At 45.4% G+C, this 16,825-nt stretch carries 19 protein-coding genes and 1 pseudogene; 11 read left to right on the top strand and 9 right to left on the bottom strand.

Translation table 11 applies throughout. From position 1 onward, the window contains the following. Window positions 1-170 precede the first annotated feature (170 nt). From ACYFDN_RS08440 to ACYFDN_RS08410, 7 genes and pseudogenes are all read left to right on the top strand, one after another. Window positions 171-383, top strand: a pseudogene (locus ACYFDN_RS08440) (VF530 family protein); the annotation flags it as partial. Between the two features lie 106 nt (window positions 384-489). Further along, complete coding sequence (gene yegS / locus ACYFDN_RS08435) at window positions 490-1,428, top strand: lipid kinase YegS (RefSeq protein ID WP_483510743.1); 939 nt, start codon at window positions 490-492, stop codon at window positions 1,426-1,428. A gap of 108 nt (window positions 1,429-1,536) precedes the next feature. Beyond that, a complete protein-coding gene (locus tag ACYFDN_RS08430) occupies window positions 1,537-1,794 on the top strand; it encodes an HP1242/YdcH family protein (protein WP_483510742.1) in 258 nt (85 codons plus the stop codon). 126 nt (window positions 1,795-1,920) lie between these two features. Continuing rightward, window positions 1,921-2,544: an NAD(P)H-dependent oxidoreductase gene (locus ACYFDN_RS08425; protein ID WP_406609250.1), complete on the top strand. Its 624-nt coding sequence runs from the start codon at window positions 1,921-1,923 to the stop codon at window positions 2,542-2,544. Then, window positions 2,541-4,457, top strand: a complete 1,917-nt coding sequence (locus tag ACYFDN_RS08420; protein ID WP_016400958.1) for a monovalent cation:proton antiporter-2 (CPA2) family protein — start codon at window positions 2,541-2,543, stop codon at window positions 4,455-4,457. The genes ACYFDN_RS08425 and ACYFDN_RS08420 overlap by 4 nt, the downstream gene beginning before the upstream one ends. A gap of 146 nt (window positions 4,458-4,603) precedes the next feature. Continuing rightward, window positions 4,604-5,257, top strand: a complete 654-nt coding sequence (bluB, locus tag ACYFDN_RS08415) for a 5,6-dimethylbenzimidazole synthase (protein WP_483510741.1) — start codon at window positions 4,604-4,606, stop codon at window positions 5,255-5,257. Window positions 5,258-5,444: 187 nt separating this feature from the next. Next, window positions 5,445-6,092, top strand: a complete 648-nt coding sequence (locus ACYFDN_RS08410) for a hypothetical protein (protein ID WP_483510740.1) — start codon at window positions 5,445-5,447, stop codon at window positions 6,090-6,092. Between the two features lie 129 nt (window positions 6,093-6,221). Here ACYFDN_RS08410 and ACYFDN_RS08405 read toward each other — a convergent pair whose 3' ends face one another. Then, complete coding sequence (locus ACYFDN_RS08405) at window positions 6,222-7,319, bottom strand: alkene reductase (protein WP_483510739.1); 1,098 nt, start codon at window positions 7,317-7,319, stop codon at window positions 6,222-6,224. 168 nt (window positions 7,320-7,487) lie between these two features. Here ACYFDN_RS08405 and ACYFDN_RS08400 point away from each other — a divergent pair, with 168 nt between their 5' ends. Next, window positions 7,488-8,159, top strand: a complete 672-nt coding sequence (locus ACYFDN_RS08400; protein WP_483510738.1) for a DsbA family oxidoreductase — start codon at window positions 7,488-7,490, stop codon at window positions 8,157-8,159. 77 nt (window positions 8,160-8,236) lie between these two features. On the opposite strand, the gene ACYFDN_RS08395 is transcribed toward ACYFDN_RS08400, so the two are convergent. From ACYFDN_RS08395 to ACYFDN_RS08365, 7 genes are read right to left on the bottom strand one after another with little or no spacing between them, the layout of a single operon-like run. Next, window positions 8,237-8,728 carry a chalcone isomerase family protein gene (locus ACYFDN_RS08395; RefSeq protein ID WP_016400951.1) on the bottom strand — a complete coding sequence of 164 codons (492 nt, stop codon included), beginning with the start codon at window positions 8,726-8,728 and terminating at the stop codon, window positions 8,237-8,239. Next, window positions 8,721-9,194 carry a DUF2878 family protein gene (locus tag ACYFDN_RS08390; RefSeq protein WP_472590331.1) on the bottom strand — a complete coding sequence of 158 codons (474 nt, stop codon included), beginning with the start codon at window positions 9,192-9,194 and terminating at the stop codon, window positions 8,721-8,723. The genes ACYFDN_RS08395 and ACYFDN_RS08390 overlap by 8 nt, the downstream gene beginning before the upstream one ends. Before the next feature lie 4 nt (window positions 9,195-9,198). Beyond that, window positions 9,199-10,419 (bottom strand): class I SAM-dependent methyltransferase, encoded by a 1,221-nt coding sequence (locus tag ACYFDN_RS08385; RefSeq protein ID WP_483510737.1) that lies wholly within the window; start codon window positions 10,417-10,419, stop codon window positions 9,199-9,201. 24 nt (window positions 10,420-10,443) lie between these two features. Beyond that, the gene (locus tag ACYFDN_RS08380; protein ID WP_483510736.1) at window positions 10,444-11,175 is read right to left on the bottom strand and encodes a DUF1365 domain-containing protein; all 732 of its coding nucleotides are present in this window, start codon (window positions 11,173-11,175) and stop codon (window positions 10,444-10,446) included. Then, window positions 11,172-12,425, bottom strand: coding sequence for an NAD(P)/FAD-dependent oxidoreductase (locus ACYFDN_RS08375; RefSeq protein ID WP_483510735.1), 1,254 nt, complete (start codon window positions 12,423-12,425; stop codon window positions 11,172-11,174). The genes ACYFDN_RS08380 and ACYFDN_RS08375 overlap by 4 nt, the downstream gene beginning before the upstream one ends. Before the next feature lie 5 nt (window positions 12,426-12,430). Continuing rightward, window positions 12,431-13,153, bottom strand: a complete 723-nt coding sequence (locus ACYFDN_RS08370) for an SDR family NAD(P)-dependent oxidoreductase (RefSeq protein ID WP_483510734.1) — start codon at window positions 13,151-13,153, stop codon at window positions 12,431-12,433. Then, window positions 13,150-13,590, bottom strand: coding sequence for a nuclear transport factor 2 family protein (locus ACYFDN_RS08365; RefSeq protein WP_016400944.1), 441 nt, complete (start codon window positions 13,588-13,590; stop codon window positions 13,150-13,152). Before ACYFDN_RS08365 ends, ACYFDN_RS08370 begins: the two co-directional genes overlap by 4 nt. 146 nt (window positions 13,591-13,736) lie before the next feature. Here ACYFDN_RS08365 and ACYFDN_RS08360 point away from each other — a divergent pair, with 146 nt between their 5' ends. The 3 genes from ACYFDN_RS08360 to ACYFDN_RS08350 all read left to right on the top strand — a co-directional run bounded on the left by ACYFDN_RS08360 (window position 13,737) and on the right by ACYFDN_RS08350 (window position 15,680). Next, window positions 13,737-14,351, top strand: coding sequence for a hypothetical protein (locus ACYFDN_RS08360; RefSeq protein ID WP_406609263.1), 615 nt, complete (start codon window positions 13,737-13,739; stop codon window positions 14,349-14,351). An 80-nt stretch (window positions 14,352-14,431) separates the two neighbouring features. Next, window positions 14,432-15,010 carry a sigma-70 family RNA polymerase sigma factor gene (locus ACYFDN_RS08355; protein ID WP_016400942.1) on the top strand — a complete coding sequence of 193 codons (579 nt, stop codon included), beginning with the start codon at window positions 14,432-14,434 and terminating at the stop codon, window positions 15,008-15,010. Continuing rightward, window positions 15,003-15,680, top strand: coding sequence for a ChrR family anti-sigma-E factor (locus ACYFDN_RS08350; protein WP_483510733.1), 678 nt, complete (start codon window positions 15,003-15,005; stop codon window positions 15,678-15,680). Before ACYFDN_RS08355 ends, ACYFDN_RS08350 begins: the two co-directional genes overlap by 8 nt. A gap of 51 nt (window positions 15,681-15,731) precedes the next feature. Here the strand turns inward: ACYFDN_RS08350 and ACYFDN_RS08345 are convergent, their stop codons facing one another. Next, window positions 15,732-16,679, bottom strand: coding sequence for a chemotaxis protein CheV (locus tag ACYFDN_RS08345; protein ID WP_016400940.1), 948 nt, complete (start codon window positions 16,677-16,679; stop codon window positions 15,732-15,734). Window positions 16,680-16,825: the final 146 nt, after the last annotated feature.

The raw sequence follows: 16,825 nt of genomic DNA, 5'->3' as shown, positions 1-16,825 counted from the left end.
GGCAGGATTTTTCGATAAGCAGTTATTCTACAATCTAAAATTCTAAGGCAGTTATCGAGAATTTTAACCAGATAGAATGAACAGGTACTTAGTACGATTGGTATAATAGCTTTAGCTGTGACTAATTGAAGCTGATACAATTACTCGGTAAGAAAACAATAGGCTTCAACATGACCCAAGTAAACAATCCCCTGCACGGCAAAACTCTCCAAAGTATTCTCGAAGAACTGGTTGAATTTTATGGTTGGGAAGAACTAGGCGCGCGCATTACCATTCGCTGTTTCACCCACGACCCAAGCATTAAATCTAGCCTTAAGTTTTTGCGTAAAACGCAGTGGGCACGCGACAAAGTAGAACGTTTATACCTACGAATGAAAGGCTTAGCATAAGTTTTTAGTTCCACTTAACACCTTGTCGCTAGCGAGCAAAGCTAAACGAGCATATAGTAATAAAACAGCTAAGTTGCTGATTACTAAATAGAGGCTAATTGTGGAACTTCGACTAATACTCAACGGAAAGAAAGCTCACCTGCCCGAGATACGCGAAGCCGTGCAGCAACTGCGCAAGCAAGGGCACGACATTCAGGTACGAGTCACCTGGGAAGGTGGAGACGTTGAACGTTTAGTCGCCGAGGCCCACCAGCAAGGTTGGAATTCACCAGACAAAAAACTAGTTATAGGTGGTGGTGACGGTTCGGTGCAAGAAGTAGTATCTGCGCTTATGCAATACCCCGCAGAGCAACGCCCAAGCCTTGGCGTATTACCACTAGGCACAGCCAATGACTTTGCCACTGCCTGCCAAATCCCCGATACCGCCTTAGCAGCGCTCGAGTTTGCATTATCAAACAGCGCCAAAGCGGTTGATGTAATCCAAGCGACCGATTTAGAAAACCAGCAAAAGTTCTATTTTGTGAACGTACTCACCGCAGGTTTTGGCGCCCAAATCACCGCAGAAACCCCAGTTGAGCTTAAAAACTTTTTAGGGGGTGGCGCTTATACCCTCTCTGGCATTGTGCAAGCGCTAAACTTCAAACCTTATATCGGCGAGATAAATAGCCCCGACAAACAGTTTTCTGGCGGTATCATCATTGGCGCCTTATGTAATGGTAAACAAGCTGGCGGAGGCCAAGTATTAGGGCCAAATGCCTACCTTAATGACGGCCTAATGGATATTTGTTTAGTTCGAGATTTCCCCGCTACCGCGCTAAGCCAAGTGCTGCAAGAAGCATCAGCCTTTGGTAATGACGAACAAATAAATGCCGACTATGTTGTCTCTTGGCAAACGCCTTGGTTAGAAACAAAATCTGAACAGTTTATTCCCACCAACCTCGACGGCGAACCGCATAAATTTAACCACGCGCGCTTTGACGTTGTTCCCAATGCTTTGCCGCTAATAGTGGCCGACTCTTGTCCTTGTTTAATGCCTTAAAGGATGGACTAGCAGCTAATTTTTTAGCCTCTAAGGCTTGCTTAACTGCCCTAGCTTAGCGAGTTTCGACTAAGCTGAAAGGTAGGCCAGCAAGCTAACGAGGCAAACATGTTAGGTGAAAACCACGCGCTTATTTTCGAGTTTCCGGAACATCGGGAAAGAATTCATCAACTTAAAGTAGCAGACAGCGATTTTAATTCGCTAGCTAAGCGCTACCATCAACTCGACCATAAAATACGCGGCTTAGAAGCCACACAAGTTCCCGCAGAAGACCAATACTTCATGCAAATGAAGCTACAACGCGTTCAGCTCAAACAGCAAATCTTTAGCATTTTGTCACAAGCCAATAGAGCAACTGCAGAATAGTAGCTAAAAAGAATAAAGCTAATAAGTTAATTTTATTCGCTTTTACTTGAACCTTGTTGCTAAAACTACCTATATTGGAACTAGTTTTTATTGTCGCTTGTCATGCAAGGCTAAAAGGAATTACCAATGCCAAAGCAGAAAAATAAAGTATTACTGCTATTTGCGCACCCGTCGCAAGATCGCTCCGAAATCAATAAGCCTATGTTCAAGCTTGCCAGTAAAATAGATGGTGTAACCGCCATAGATTTATATCGCGAGTATCCCACTTTTCGAATCGACGTAGACAAAGAGCAACAACGCTTGCTCGCGCACGATATTGTGATTATGCAGTTTCCGCTTTATTGGTACTCCACCCCAGCCATATTAAAAGAATGGCAAGACTTAGTGCTGGAATACGGATTTGCTTATGGGCACGACGGCACCATGCTGCATGGTAAAACCTTGCTTTGCGCCATAACCGCAGGCGGTGCAGAAGCGGCTTATAGAAAAGAGGGTTATAACCATTTTACTATTCGTGAATTACTGCATCCATTAGAGCAAACTGCCTCACTCATCGGTATGCGCTACCTGGCACCTTTCACCCTATTTAGCTCTCGTACCGCGGCCGAAGAAAATCGCGATAAAAAACATTTAGAAGATTGGACTCAGCTACTTAACGCATTAGTAAACAACCAACTCGATTTTGAACTTGCTGCAGGCTTAGCCAAGCTAGATGTGCAAAATATTGACCTTATCAAGGAGTTGCTATGACCGGTTACTTCTTACAAGCCTTTGTTTACTTAATTGCCGCCGTGCTGGCCGTGCCACTGGCCAAGCGTTTAGGTTTAGGCTCCGTGCTGGGCTACTTAATTGCTGGGGTAATTATTGGTCCTGTGATTGGATTGGTAGGCGCCGAAACCGCCACTATCCAACACTTCGCCGAGTTTGGCGTAGTGATGATGTTATTTGTGGTAGGCCTAGAACTAGAGCCTAGAATGCTCTGGAATATGCGCCATAAACTCATTGGCCTTGGCGGCCTGCAAGTAGGTATCACCACCTTGGTGGTGATGTTAGCCTGCTTAGCTTTTGGGCTGCAGTGGTCGATCGCTTTGGCGGTTGGTTTAATATTCTCGCTCTCCTCTACCGCCATTGTGCTGCAAACCTTTAACGAAAAAGGTTTAGGTAAAACCGATGGAGGGCGCTCTTCCTTCTCGGTATTGCTGTTTCAAGATATTGCAGTAATCCCCATGTTGGCACTTATTCCTTTGCTAGCTTTGCCAGAGCTCGTGGCCTTATCCGAAAAACTGGGTGAAGCAGCCGCAGAACACGGCGATAGCTTAAACCTAGTGGCCCACCTGCCTGGTTGGGCCTACGCCATTGTGGTGGTTGTGGCCATTGTTGCCTTAGTGGTTGGTGGCCATTTCCTTAGTCGCCCACTGTTCCGTTATGTAGCTAGCTCTGGGCTTCGCGAAATTTTTACCGCCGCCACTTTAATGCTGGTTATTGGTATCGCAGCGCTAATGGGCTTGGTAGGTTTATCGCCTGCCTTGGGCGCATTCTTAGCTGGCGTGGTACTCGCCAACAGTGAGTTTAGGCATGAATTAGAATCAACCATCGAGCCTTTTAAAGGGCTGCTGTTAGGCTTGTTCTTTATTACAGTGGGTGCGGGTGTCGACTTTGGCGTATTGCAATTACACTGGGGTAAAGTTATCGCCATGGCTTTAGCCATTATGTTAATCAAAGCCACCATTTTATTTGTTTTGGCAATTATCTTTAAGATTAAAAACAGCGACCGTTGGCTATTTGCCCTTAGCTTGGCCCAAGCCGGTGAGTTTGGCTTTGTACTGCTTAACTACACTGTGCAAAACCATGTTATTCCGCATGACTTATCACAAATCTTGTCGTTAGTTGTGGCCTTCTCAATGTTCTTAACACCGAGCCTGTTCATACTCTATGACAAAGTGATTTTGCCACGTTACGAACGTTCCGAGAATCACCAAGAACCCGATGAAATTGATGAAAAAGGCACGGTAATTGTGGCGGGCATTGGTCGTTTTGGGCAAATCATCAACCGCTTTTTAGTGGCCAACGGTATTAAAACCGTGGTGCTCGATCACCAAGCGGGCCAAGTAGAATTAATGCGTAAAATTAACATTAAAAGCTACTTTGGCGATGCCACCCAACCAGACCTACTGCATACAGCGGGGATAGAAGAAGCCAAGCTTATGGTGGTCACCATTGATGATAAAGAAAAGGTGCGCGACATCGTTAAATACGTAAAACACGCGCACCCGCATGTGCGCTTAATGGTACGGGCGTTTGACCGCGGCCATGCTTACGAACTGCGCAGCTTAGGTGCCGACCACATAATTACCGAGGCCTACTATTCTGCACTAGAAATGGGTGGCCGAGCTCTTAACGAATTGGGCTTTCATCCCTTTAAGTCTGAACAGCTTAAAGCCGCGTTTGACCAAATAGAAAAAGACAATAAAGAAAAGCTCTACCAAACTTGGTTAGCGGGTAACGAAGACAACCGCTTTAGCAACGACTACCGCGAACTGTTTTTGCAGTTAGAAGAGTTACTAGGAAAAGCCATGAGCAAAGATCGCAGCGACGGTCACTCGCTCACCGAACGCGGTTGGACACCGCCACCTAAAAGCTATCAAGACGACTTTAAGCAATAACGACTAAGCCACGCTAAACCAAACAGCCCCCATAGCAAAAGCCATGGGGGCTGTTTGTTTTTAAACGGGTAAAAGCTGGCTGCTAGGCGTTGCAGTCAATCTTCGCTTAAGGCTTAATAGGGCAAATTTTTGATATTAAGCGCAGTATGCATATCAACCAAGCTGAACGAGACGCCCTGTATAAAGTTATCTACTCCCGCCGCGATGTGCGTAAAGACTTCTTAAGCACCCCAATTAACGACGACGTTATTCAACGTATTCTAGCCGCTGCTCATCACGCGCCCAGCGTAGGTTTTAGTCAGCCTTGGGATTTTATTTTGGTAAGTAAACAGCAAACCAAACAAGCGATTAAACAGGGCTACCAAGCCGCTAGTGAAGAGTCTGCCAAACAGTTTTCTGATGATAAACGCGAGACCTACCAAAGCTTTAAACTTGAAGGCATTTTAGAAGCGCCCTTAGGCATTTGTGTTACCTGCGATAGAGAACGCAACGGCCCAGTGGTAATAGGCCGCACCATAAAGCCAGAAATGGACTTATACAGCACCGTATGTGCTATTCAAAACATGTGGCTGGCCGCCCGCGCCGAAAACCTTGGCCTAGGCTGGGTAAGCATTATTCACGACGAGGTTCTTCGCTCTGCCCTTAACATTCCAGAGCGTTTAGAAATTATTGGCTACCTGTGCATCGGCTATGTATCCGGCTTTGAAGACAAACCAGAACTGGAGCAATTTGGTTGGTTAGAGCGAGAGAACTTGGACCAGCTGGTTCATCACGAGCAATGGTCAGATAAATCTAAGTAAACAAGGTAACTGCCTATCTGGTGTTAGACCACAACACATCAGTAAAAGCTCGCTATCGTATTCAATCAATTGATTTAAATTGACTCTGACACCATTTACTCTCTTTTTTCATGACTTACCATGTAATAACATGATTTCACTGAGCAATATAGATGAACTGCTAAAGCCATGCTTTAAGGGATAAACCATGCACAAGCTAACTTTGACGCGAGGGATACTAGCCTGCCTTATTGTTGGCCTATTAGGGTGTGATTTTTACAGCAATGAGCCTTTAATAGCCAAGTTAAAGCCTACCTGCGAACAAACAGAGTACACAGAAGCTATATGGAGTAATGTAATGAACTCAAGGGTGAAAGCTTCTGATGTAGCTTTCGACTTATATACTAGACAGGGGCTGTGTGAGTTTAATCATGGAAATATAGAAACTGCTTCTATGTACTTTTCAACGTCTTCTTTATTGGGTGACCCTTACGCTAGATATATGAATGCGCTTCTTTCTCACCGAGACCTCGAACCGCAGAATAGAGGAACACCTATCATGAATATGTTAGCCGTTGCAAACAACACCAAAGATTCATTTTCTCATACAGCTAGAACAGCGGCAGGAGTAGCATTAATTATGCAGGCCTCAAGCGCTCATATTCCTAAGTTAGTATCTGAGGAAATAAGGGCGAAGGGAATTACCCATTTAAAAAAATCACTCGTTAATGATGATTGGTTTGCAGAATGCTATTTACTCGCGCTCAACGAAATTCAAGAAAGCACTATACCGTCAGAAAAATGTGAAGCAGTTAGGACAGAATGGCGCTCAAAGTTCGACTTATACATCGAATAAAAATTTAAAGAACTGAGGCCTTTATTTGGATGAGCCCTGAGTTCACCAATTGCCAACTTCTTAAAAGGCAATAAAAAAGCCAGTGAACAATTACCTTGCTCACTGACTCCTATACCAAAACCCTAGCAACTAGGCCTTATAACTTGGGTAATCCGTTAGGCCTTTTTCGCCACCGCCAAACAGGCTGTTTGGATCGTGTTCGGCCAGCGGATAACCATGCTCTAGGCGTGCGGGTAAATCGGGGTTTGCTACAAAAGGGCGGCCAAAACCAATCATGTCGGCGAGGCCTTCATCAATAGCTTGTTGGGCGCTATCCGCTTTGTAACGACCAGCGTAAATAAGTACACCTTTAAAGGCATCGCGCAGCGCTTGTTTAAAGGCTTTTGGCGTTTCTGGCGCGTCGTCCCAATCTACTTCGGCAATGTGCAAATACACGATATTGTGTTTATTTAGCAGCGCAGCAGCGGCGGTGTAGGTTTCTTCTGGCTTGGCGTCTACGGTGCCATTTAAAGTCGTGAGCGGAGCTAAGCGCACGCCTACTCGCTCGGCGCCAATGGCGTCTACCATGGCAGCAACTACTTCATCTAAAAAGCGCAGACGGTTGGTTAAGCTACCGCCGTATTTGTCACTGCGTTGGTTAGACTCTGAATCGATAAACTGGTTAATCAAGTAACCGTTGGCGGCGTGAAGCTCGATGCCATCAAAGCCTGCGGCAATGGCATTAAGCGCTGCTTGGCGGAACTGCTGAATAACTTCATCAATGTCTTGTTGAGTCATTTCACGCGGGGTGACTACGTCTACAAAACCTGGTTCGTCGCTGCCGTTATCAATAAACACTTTTACATTTTCGGCTTTAATGGCAGAAGATGAAATTGGCTGTTCGCCGTTAATATTGTCTGGGTGAGTCACTCGCCCTACGTGCCAAAGCTGGGCGAACATAGTGCCGCCTTTGGCATGAACAGCATCGGTGACTTGTTTCCAGCCAGCAATTTGTTGTTCGCTATAAATGCCCGGTGTCCAAGCGTAGCCTTTACCCATTGGCGAGATTTGAGTGCCTTCGGAAACGATTAAACCAGCACTGGCACGTTGTGCGTAGTAGCTGGCCATCATTTGATTTGCCACATCGCCCGGCTGAGTAGCACGAGAGCGAGTCATAGGTGGCATAACGATGCGATTATTTAAGGTGTGAGTACCAAGCTTTATTGTGTCAAACAATGATGTGGTCATGAGTGAGGTTCCTAGTCATTTGCTAACAGCATAATAGCAACTGCTCCATTATCTATTTAGATCAAAAACAACAAATTAATGTTGCACTGGCGGCAAAGAAGCTGAGCCCCCAATTTAGCGCGATGGTTGCCAATTTCTCGGCAACTCCGCATACTCTAAGCAGGTTTAATGAAGGGGTTGCTTATGTCTGCTGGTATTTCTTTGCGCATCGATATTGTGTCGGATGTGGTCTGCCCTTGGTGCATAGTGGGTTACTTACGCCTGCAACAAGCACTGTCAAAAGTTGACGAGAGTATTCGACCACATATTGAATGGCATCCCTTTGAGCTAAATCCGAACATGCCAAGCGAGGGGCAAAACTTACGTGAGCATATTCAAGAGAAATACGGTAGCACCCTTGAGCAAAGTGAAGCGGTTAGAGAACAACTAAAAAGCTTGGGTGATGAACTTGGCTTTAGTTTTAAGTTCAGCCCCGACTCTCGTATCTACAATACTTTTGAAGCTCATCAACTGCTGCATTGGGCACAGCCTTACGGCAAGCAAACCGAATTAAAACTAGCATTGTTTGATGCTTACTTTAGCCAAGCTAAAGATCCTTCCGACCGCAATACCTTATTGGATGTAGTTGAAAGCATTGGCCTAGGCCGAGATTTAGCCGAGCGAGTGTTAGTAGATGAAATGTATGTGGAAGCGGTAAGAGACAGCCAGCAGCAGTGGCAAAATCAGAACATTAGAGCAGTGCCGGCTTTTATCTTTAATAATCGTTACTTATTGTCTGGCGCGCAGCCTGTGGAAACCTTACTACAAGTGATTAACGAGTGTACCAACAGCGCTAGTTAGCGCCCACCAACTTTAGTTGCAGCTTAAGGAAGCGGCTGTCTTCAGATAAGCAAATGCCTAGAAAAAGCTAGTTAGACTTAGTTAGCGCCAATCAGTTTACGTTGCTGTTTAGGGAATCGGCTGTCTTCGGATAGCCAAATACCCAAGAAGTGCTGGCTAAATAACTTATCTTCTAAAGAGCCTAAAAGCTTACCATTTAAGTAAAACTGACCTTGATTAGCTGACTCGGCGACCAGCTTTAGTTGATCGCCTTTTTTTAAGTCTGGCCAAAGTTGTGAAAGCTCTGCTAACCATTGCTCACAAGGTGCTTGCTCGCATACGCCTAAGCGCTGCCACTCGTCCTCGGTTGCTTCTAGCAACTTATCGCGTTTTATTTTGCGTAGGTAATCAATGGTGAGTTCCATTGGGTAACGGTTTTGCTGATAACGCCCATCGGGGCTGTGCAAGCTAACCGTGTAAATGGGCCAAAACAATACTTGCAGTTTGGCGTTACCCACCAGCTGCATTTGTGTTTCTGCTTGGCTAGAAAACGCCAATAAAATACTGGCTAGTGCCATGGCTTTAAACATAGCGTTTCTCCAATAGCGAATTAGCTAAGTAAGCAAAGCCCGCCCACAAGGGGAACAATATAAGCAGACCTAATATTGCATCGGGCTGTATCGCAAATACCTGCGCTAAACTCGCTAGGTAGTAAGACACCGGGCCCATTACCGCCACAAATAAGGGCATGAAGGGTTTGGGGAAACTGGCGAGGCTTGGCAATAACAAGGCAAAACTTGCCCAAAGCAACATCATAAACAGCGGTAAATTGGGCGAACTAAAGCTAAGCACTCCCATTTTTACCAAACTGAAATCTAAAATAACCCCAACCACGCTGAGCATTGCACAGGGAATAAGCACAGCCCATTGGTAACGGCGAACTTGCAAAACCACCAAGCCGATTAACCCCAGCGCCATAAACATCACCGCTTGCTGCCCCCAAAAGAAGGCTGCTAACCAGTTAAGTTTAAATAGCAGCAATACCGGCCATTGCATGAGCTTAGGCCTTAACTAAAGTAAGTTGCTCGGTACCAATGTTATGGCTTCTAAAACCTGCTTCGCAGTAAGCAAAGTAGAAATGCCATAGGCGGTAGAACTGCTCGTCGAAGCCGAAGCGCTGATTGTTGTTATGCTGCTGTTGCACCCGCTGATGCCAGTGCTGCAGGGTTTCGGCGTAGTCGATACCTATCTCTAGTCGCTGTAGAGATTGTAAGCCTTGCTTGGAAAATAGCTGTTTGAGCAGCGATGGCGAAGGTAAGAAGCCACCAGGAAATACATACTGCTGAATAAAGTCGACACTTTTGCGATAGGCCGAAAAGCGGCGGTCATCAATGGTAATGGCTTGAATAAGCATTAAACCACCGGCCTTTAACCTGTTGGCACATAGCTCTGCAAAACCCGGTAAAAATTTCTCGCCCACTGCTTCGATCATTTCGATAGAGACCAGTTTGTCGTACTGGCCTTCTAAATCGCGGTAGTCTTTATTTAGCACAGTCACTAAATGACTGAGCTTACGCTCCGCTACCTTCTCCACCACGTAGGCGTGCTGTTTGTCGGATATGGTGGTCGTGGTTACCTTGCAACCATAGTGGCTGGCTGCATACATCGCCAACCCACCCCAACCGGTGCCAATCTCTAAAAGGTGATCACCCGACTCAAGCTTTAGCTGCTCGCATATGCGCTTAAGTTTGTTGTCTTGCGCCTCGGCTAAGGTAATGTCTTGGCCGCCAAAAATGGCTGATGAATACTGCATTTGCGGGTCAAGAAACGATTGATAGAAATCGTTGCCAAGATCGTAGTGAGCCAGAATGTTCTTTTTCGCTTGGCGTTTGTTGTTGCGACGAAAGAAATGCTGCACTTTAAACCACGCATCGGTAAACCAGTGCAGTTTTCTGTCTAAGCTATCGAGGTGATCTTGGTTGTCGGCCAAAAGCTGCAGTAAGCGGTGCAAATTAGAACAGCGCCACAACCCTTCCATGTAGGTTTCGCCTGCGGCAATGCTACCGCCTTTTAAAATACGAGAAAAAACTTGAGAATCGAGGATATGAACTTCAACGGTTTCGGGGTGGTCTGCTTCACCTAAATGAACCGACTCGTAACCTGCTTGACTCATTAAAATGGCGCCGCCTTTTAAACCGTCAAAGGTTTTTAATACAAGGTGGCGGGTCCAATCTAAACCACTGGAAACTGAAGCAGAAGAAAGCGATTTTGCAGTAGCCATAGTTTTTCCTTAGGGCAATTTTAATTATTTTTTAGCACTGGCTGGATGACCATAAAAAGGCACTTTTTTCATCCATAGCTTCAATGCTTGCCAGTAAATTCCTGTAACAACTTTAAGAGTCATTAAAGGGTATGAACTTATTACGCGGCGAAGACTAGAAGAGTTTAACGGCTGCTTAATTAAATTTATTCCGGCGCTAAATTCTTTCTGTTCGCGCCAGCAATTAATCACAATATTCACCTGTTGTTGCACTAGCTTTACTTGCCAGTGATAACGCATGTCCATGGGATTAAAAGGGGAAACATGAAAGGTTTTGTCGTGATCTTTTAACTCGTTTAAATCCAGCCAATATTGGTGCTTTTCTTTCCAAGGAGTATTGGTGACTTCGGCCAGCATATAATCAAACTTATCGCCGTCGCCATAGAGCACAAAGTTAACCGGGCTAAAGTACCAACCCAAGCAGCGCAGTTGACCAAGCAAGACCACTTGCTTGGCTTGATAGTCGGGCTGAAAACGCTGCTGAGCGCGCAAGGCTTTATCGCGGATAGTGCCTTGTTCGCTGCCTAAATAGTCGCCCGCTTTTAAGCGAAACCAAGGTAAAAAACGCCCAAAGCTTTGCAGCTCTTGCCGCACGGTTTGTTCTTCGGCCAAATCAATCCAAGCGTAATACAGCCGATAATTAAAGCCGTGTTTACGCGGCACAAAGCGTTGATGAAAGGTATCGCCAAAGGCGATAGCCGAGTGCTCTATGCTCATAGGTCCACTCCAAACTTACGACACACTTCCACAGCCGAGCGCACGCCATCTTCATGAAAACCGTTGTGCCAATAAGCGCCACAAAAATAGCTGTTGTTGTGCCCACAAATATTGTCGCGTTGTTGTTGGGCTTGGTGGCCGTCTATGGAAAATACCGGATGCATGTAATTAAAGCGCTTAATCACTTTATCTTCGGCTATCGGCTCTAGGGGATTTAGGGTAACGCAAAGTTGCGGCGCATCGCTTAAGCCCTGCAAACGGTTCATGTCGTAGGTAACACTGGCTAGGCGGTCGCCTCTATCACCACCAGGCGGTAATAGGTAATTCCAACTAGCTCGAGCACGATGAATGCTTGGCAATAAGCGCTCGTCGGTATGCAGAATTACTTCGTTATTTTGATACTTGAGTTTGCCTAGTACCAAACGCTCATCATCACTGGCTTGTGCGCCTAATGCCGACAACGCTTGGTCACTATGACAAGCAAAAATTACCGCATCACCCTGCCATTGCCAGCCATCGCTGGTTGTAATCTTAACGCCTGAGTCATCTCGCTGAATGCTACTCACTTGGCTATTCAAACGGATCTGCTCATCTAAGCCCGCTAGCAGCGGCTTAATGTATTGTTTTGAGCCACCGGGGATGACATACCATTGCGGCCGGTTGGCTACGTCTAACAAACCGTGATTCACAAAAAAGCGAGCAAAAAACTGCATCGGAAACTGCATAATGCCGTTTAACGAAGAGGACCAAATAGCCGCGCCCATTGGCAATAAGTAGTTCTCTTGAAACATGCGCGAGAAGCGATGCTGCTCTAAAAACTGACCGAGGCTTACCGCGGTATCGATGTCTACCGCTGCTTTAGCTAGCTTATTAAACCGTAGTATTTCATTGATAAACTTATAAAAGCTGGGTTTGAGTAAGTTGCTGCGTTGGGCAAACAGTGTATTTAAATCGTGGCCGTTATACTGCAAGTTGAGCTCTGGATTTACCACACTAAAGCTCATTTCGGTTTCTTGAGCTTGAATGCCCAACTTGGCTAATAACTTGTTAAACAGAGGATAGGTGCGGTCATTAAACACAATAAAGCCGGTGTCTACTGCATGCTCTTTGCCCTCTATAGTGACTTGGTTAGTGGCGGTGTGGCCACCTAAGTAGTCATTTTGTTCTAATAGCGTTACCTCGTGCTGCTCTTTTAATAAGTGCGCACAGGTCATGCCGGAGATGCCGGCACCTATAATGGCGATTTTCATTCTATCTATGCTCCTTCCTTGTGAGCTAAACGGCGACAGATATTTTGCTGCCAGCGATATGGCAAGCAATTGAGTATGTGCAGAAAGCCGCTGAATAAGCTAGGGAAGTTAATCACAGTTTTACCTTTGTTGAGGCCTTTGATGATTGCTTGACTAGCTTGCTCGGGGCTAATAATACTGGGCATAGCAAAGTTGTTTTTGTCGGTGAGTGGGGTTTTAACAAATCCTGGTTGAATACAATGAACGCTCACCTGTTTGTCACCCAAATCGGTGCCTAGGGCTTGGGTTAAATAATGCACCGCAGCTTTGCTACTGCCATAAGCGCCGGCTTGGCTAAAGGGCAATAAATGAGCAAGGCTACCAACTAACGCCAGTTGAGAGCCGGGCTTTAAGTTAGCCCATAGGGCATCTAAACAGTTAGCGATGGTAAGCACATTGCTTTGCCACACTCGCTCAAACAGTTTGGCGTCGAAACGCTGAGGGTCTAAGTATTCACAATTGCCGGCACACAACACTATGAGATCCATTGCTGGCAAATCGGCAAAGCTGCTGCGCACCTGTTCTAGCTCGCCAAGTTCTACTTGCAGCGGCGTGATGCCTTGTTCGGCTAGCTCCTGCAAACGCTGTTGGTTACGCCCCTGCCCCCACACCGAATGGCCTAGCTTTTGGTAATCAAGCGCCAACTGCTTGCCAATGCCGGAACTTGCACCAGTGATTAGAATATTCATTGTGCTAGCCCATTTTTAAGCTTTTTGGATAGCCAACCAATTACTGGAATATGGTCATGCAGCATCGCGCTTACGTCATAGTAATCACGGTGGTAATAAATTTTGTCGTTAAACTTAAGGTGGCTTATGCCATCTAGCGACAAAATCCGCCCATTGCCTAATTTGGGATGAGCAAACTGCATTTGCCAAGTGAGGCTAAACTCACCTTCTGCAATTAGCCGAGAGTGAAATTCAAAATGGCATTGGCTGGTATTTTGTAAAAGATGTTCAAAATAGCTACGTAAGTCTTGTAAGCCATGAAGATGATGCAGAGGGTCGATAAACTCGATATCGTCGGCATAAATATCAGATAAGCGCTCAACCTGCGCCATACCTAGCTCACTGTAAAACTGCTCTAGTTGCTTAACAATATGCGGTGCAGATGCCGTGATACTCATTCAATTTTCCTTTACCAAACAAATCTAAGCATTTGTTTCTATTGTCGTTAATCATAGTACGTCAGATAAATTAAGAAAGATCATTCATCCTTTTGGCAACTTTTAGCGTTATATAAGACAAACCATCCATTTCTAGGAATATTTACTTGAGCAGTAGTTGTTGTTTTCCATTAATGATTTCTCGTGAGCACTTTATGCCGCAGCGCTTTGCACGGATGAAGGGGCAAGGCGTGGTTTTCATCGCCAGTTTGCGCGCTGCTGAAAAAGCCGGTGGGGTTTGGCTGGCTTTTCAAGACAGCGATGGAAACAGTGCGGTACAAGCTAACGACTTAGTGAGTTTTGCCCAAGTCAGCCATATTGATTGGTTAAGCAAAGCACAAATTGAAGTGGAATTTAAAGTTCTGCACTGGGGTAAAGTAACGTCGGGCAAACCGGGGTTTTCTTCTACTTGGGTATCGCCTACCCTTTGCGCCGACAAAATTGAGCTTTGGCCCAACACCTCCATACAAAAGAACACTGCAGCACTGCAAAGCGCTTTGGCTAACATCAACTTACAGTACCCAGAATTGCAAACCGCCAACTTAGAACAAAGCGTGCAAAGCGAGCAAGTAAAAAACCTTTGCTGGCGTTGGTTAGAGCTGCTACCACTGCCCATTTGCACCAAACAGCGCTTGCTTAAATCACCTTCTGCTTCTTTGTGTATTCGTTATTTAGGATTTATTTTGCGACAAAGTGATCGTTTTACACACCTTGCTCGTTAACTTGTTATCAATCCGCAAACGATTTTGGCAATATGGAAATACACAGTTCAGTATCAAAAATCGGTGGACCCAAATCACCTATGGCTAGTCAAGTAGCTCAGCCCAATAACGACGATGATATCGCTTTGTTATTGGCAAACATTGCCAGTGAGCAATGTCGAAAAAGTTATGACTTATTGTTCCGCCAAGTAGCACCACGTTTATTGAATTTGGCCAGGAAGCAATTTGTTGATGAATCTCTCGCCCTAGAAATGGTTCAAGAAACCATGCTTAAACTTTGGCTTAAAGCGGGTCTTTACGATTCGTCCAAAGGTAATGCAATGACTTGGATATTTTCGGTATCAAGAAACGTTAAGTTTGATTTGATGCGAAAAGGCAAACATCAACAGAGCTGGGTACAGGGCGATGACTTATGGCCGATTCTTAGTGAAGAAGAAGACGCTGATAAAGTGTCGACCGAAGACCAAGAGTTGGTGACCAACGAGCTAAAACACTTAATTGCCAAGTTGCCAGAAGAACAAGCAGATATCGTAAGGCGGGTTTACTTACACGGTGAATCACAACAGCAAGTGTCTGAAATATTAAACCTACCGCTTGGCACTGTAAAAAGTCGCCTAAGATTAGCGCTGAAAAAAATGAAGGAGGCATTGGATGACTAACATTCAATTTCATCCGGCTGATGAAAGCCTTGAACTTTACGCCGCCGGTCAACTGGATCCAGCCATGAGCATTATGGTTAGTGCTCACTTAGAATACTGCCCAGAATGCCGCCGCCGTGTAGAGGCTGCAGAGCAAAAGATGGCCACTCAACTTGAGCAAGCCCAGCCCGAAGCCATGAATGGCGAACTCGATTCGATGTTAGCGATGATTATGCAGCAAAGCCCTGACAGCGTGATTGAAAGCCCTCAGCCCGCCTTGCAACAAGAAATCACCCTCGGCAATAAGCGTTTCCCAATGCCGCGAGCCTTGCAAGCTCACCCGCAACATATTGGTCCTTGGGGTCGTTTACCGGGTAAAATTCAACGTGCTCGAGTGGATGCGGTAAGTGACAGTAAAATGAACTTCATTTACATGGATCAAGATAGCGCACTGCCAGAGCATACTCACCAGGGGCAAGAAATAACCTTGGTACTAGCAGGCACCTTCATTGATGACGCTGGAACCTACGTACCGGGTGACTTCATCATTCAAGATGCGCAAAACAAACATACGCCGCGAACGGCCGCTAACCAAGATTGCTTATGTTTAACTTTGTTGGATGCACCTTTGCATTTCACCTCGGGCTTAGCATCGCTACTCAATCCATTTAGCCAACTGTTCTTTAAATAAAGAATGCTAAAAAGCAAAAAACCAGCCTAATGGCTGGTTTTTTATTGGCTGTTATTTTAAAGATTCGCGCATTCGCTGCTGCACTACGTCGACTAACAAGTCTGGTTGGAACTTAGAGATAAAGCGATTACAGCCCACCTTTTCCACCATGGCGTCGTTAAAGCTGCCACTAAGCGAGGTGTTTAAGGCTATAAACAGTTCGCTCATGCGTTCATCACCACGTACTTCTGCGGTTAAGCGATAACCATCCATCTCTGGCATTTCGGCATCGGTAATCATTAGTAAGATTTCATCGTAAACTGATTTACCTTCATCGGCCCAAGCTTTTAGCATGTTCAAGGCCTGTAGCCCATTCTCAGCTTCTATAATCTCCATGCCGAGCTGGCCTAGAGTGGCTTTTACTTGACCGCGGGCGGTTGAAGAATCATCCACCACCAATACCCGTTTTCCATTAAGCAGATGTGAGACTTCTTCGTCTAAGGCTTCGTCTGAAATTGCGATGTTGTAACTAACGATTTCTGCCAGCACTTTCTCTACGTCAATAATTTCTACAATTCGGCTGGCTTCTTCATGCTCGATACGGGTGATTGCGGTGAGGTAGTTACTGCGCCCTACCGAGCTTGGTGGAGGTAAAATATCTTTCCAAGATGTATTCACAATGTGCATTACTTCGCCCACCATGAAACCTTGCACGCTGCGATTATACTCAGTGATGATCAAGTTACAGTCGACTTTGGCTTCTTCTTTGGCCGGAGGCATTTTTACTGCAGCACGTAAATCGATAACCGGAATGGAATGACCACGAATGGTTACTACCCCACTAATGTGCGAGTGAGAACCCGGTAGTTTGTTCATGCGAGGTAACTTAACTACCTCTTTAACTTTAAATACATTTATCGCAAACAACTGCATAGAGTTGAGTTTAAAAATCAACAGTTCTAAACGGTTCTCGCCGACAAGTTTGGTACGTTGATCCACTGTGGCTAAAACACTAGACATACTACTCAACCTATTCCATGTTAGATAATTACTTCATTATAGACATCTCATACCACTGAGCAAAAACGCAAGTAGCTGTAGAGACTTGATTTAGCGGGCTAGAACACAATTTTAGCTGTTTTTCTGGAAAAAGCTCACAACAAAAG

This window comes from Agarivorans sp. D1326, assembly GCF_056958115.1.
The sequence above is the reverse complement of the archived record's forward strand: the minus strand, read 5'-3'. Positions and strand labels throughout refer to the sequence as shown.

Coding starts and splice junctions, on each gene's coding strand:
- ACYFDN_RS08345 (WP_016400940.1), bottom strand. CDS start 16,679: ATGTCTAGTGTTTTAGCCACAGTGGATCAACGTACCAAACTTGTCGGC.
- bluB (WP_483510741.1), top strand. CDS start 4,604: ATGCATATCAACCAAGCTGAACGAGACGCCCTGTATAAAGTTATCTAC.
- ACYFDN_RS08355 (WP_016400942.1), top strand. CDS start 14,432: ATGGCTAGTCAAGTAGCTCAGCCCAATAACGACGATGATATCGCTTTG.
- ACYFDN_RS08385 (WP_483510737.1), bottom strand. CDS start 10,419: ATGGCTACTGCAAAATCGCTTTCTTCTGCTTCAGTTTCCAGTGGTTTA.
- ACYFDN_RS08370 (WP_483510734.1), bottom strand. CDS start 13,153: ATGAATATTCTAATCACTGGTGCAAGTTCCGGCATTGGCAAGCAGTTG.
- ACYFDN_RS08410 (WP_483510740.1), top strand. CDS start 5,445: ATGCACAAGCTAACTTTGACGCGAGGGATACTAGCCTGCCTTATTGTT.
- ACYFDN_RS08405 (WP_483510739.1), bottom strand. CDS start 7,319: ATGACCACATCATTGTTTGACACAATAAAGCTTGGTACTCACACCTTA.
- ACYFDN_RS08390 (WP_472590331.1), bottom strand. CDS start 9,194: ATGCAATGGCCGGTATTGCTGCTATTTAAACTTAACTGGTTAGCAGCC.
- ACYFDN_RS08425 (WP_406609250.1), top strand. CDS start 1,921: ATGCCAAAGCAGAAAAATAAAGTATTACTGCTATTTGCGCACCCGTCG.
- ACYFDN_RS08420 (WP_016400958.1), top strand. CDS start 2,541: ATGACCGGTTACTTCTTACAAGCCTTTGTTTACTTAATTGCCGCCGTG.
- ACYFDN_RS08365 (WP_016400944.1), bottom strand. CDS start 13,590: ATGAGTATCACGGCATCTGCACCGCATATTGTTAAGCAACTAGAGCAG.
- ACYFDN_RS08430 (WP_483510742.1), top strand. CDS start 1,537: ATGTTAGGTGAAAACCACGCGCTTATTTTCGAGTTTCCGGAACATCGG.
- ACYFDN_RS08375 (WP_483510735.1), bottom strand. CDS start 12,425: ATGAAAATCGCCATTATAGGTGCCGGCATCTCCGGCATGACCTGTGCG.
- ACYFDN_RS08350 (WP_483510733.1), top strand. CDS start 15,003: ATGACTAACATTCAATTTCATCCGGCTGATGAAAGCCTTGAACTTTAC.
- ACYFDN_RS08380 (WP_483510736.1), bottom strand. CDS start 11,175: ATGAGCATAGAGCACTCGGCTATCGCCTTTGGCGATACCTTTCATCAA.
- ACYFDN_RS08395 (WP_016400951.1), bottom strand. CDS start 8,728: ATGTTTAAAGCCATGGCACTAGCCAGTATTTTATTGGCGTTTTCTAGC.
- ACYFDN_RS08400 (WP_483510738.1), top strand. CDS start 7,488: ATGAAGGGGTTGCTTATGTCTGCTGGTATTTCTTTGCGCATCGATATT.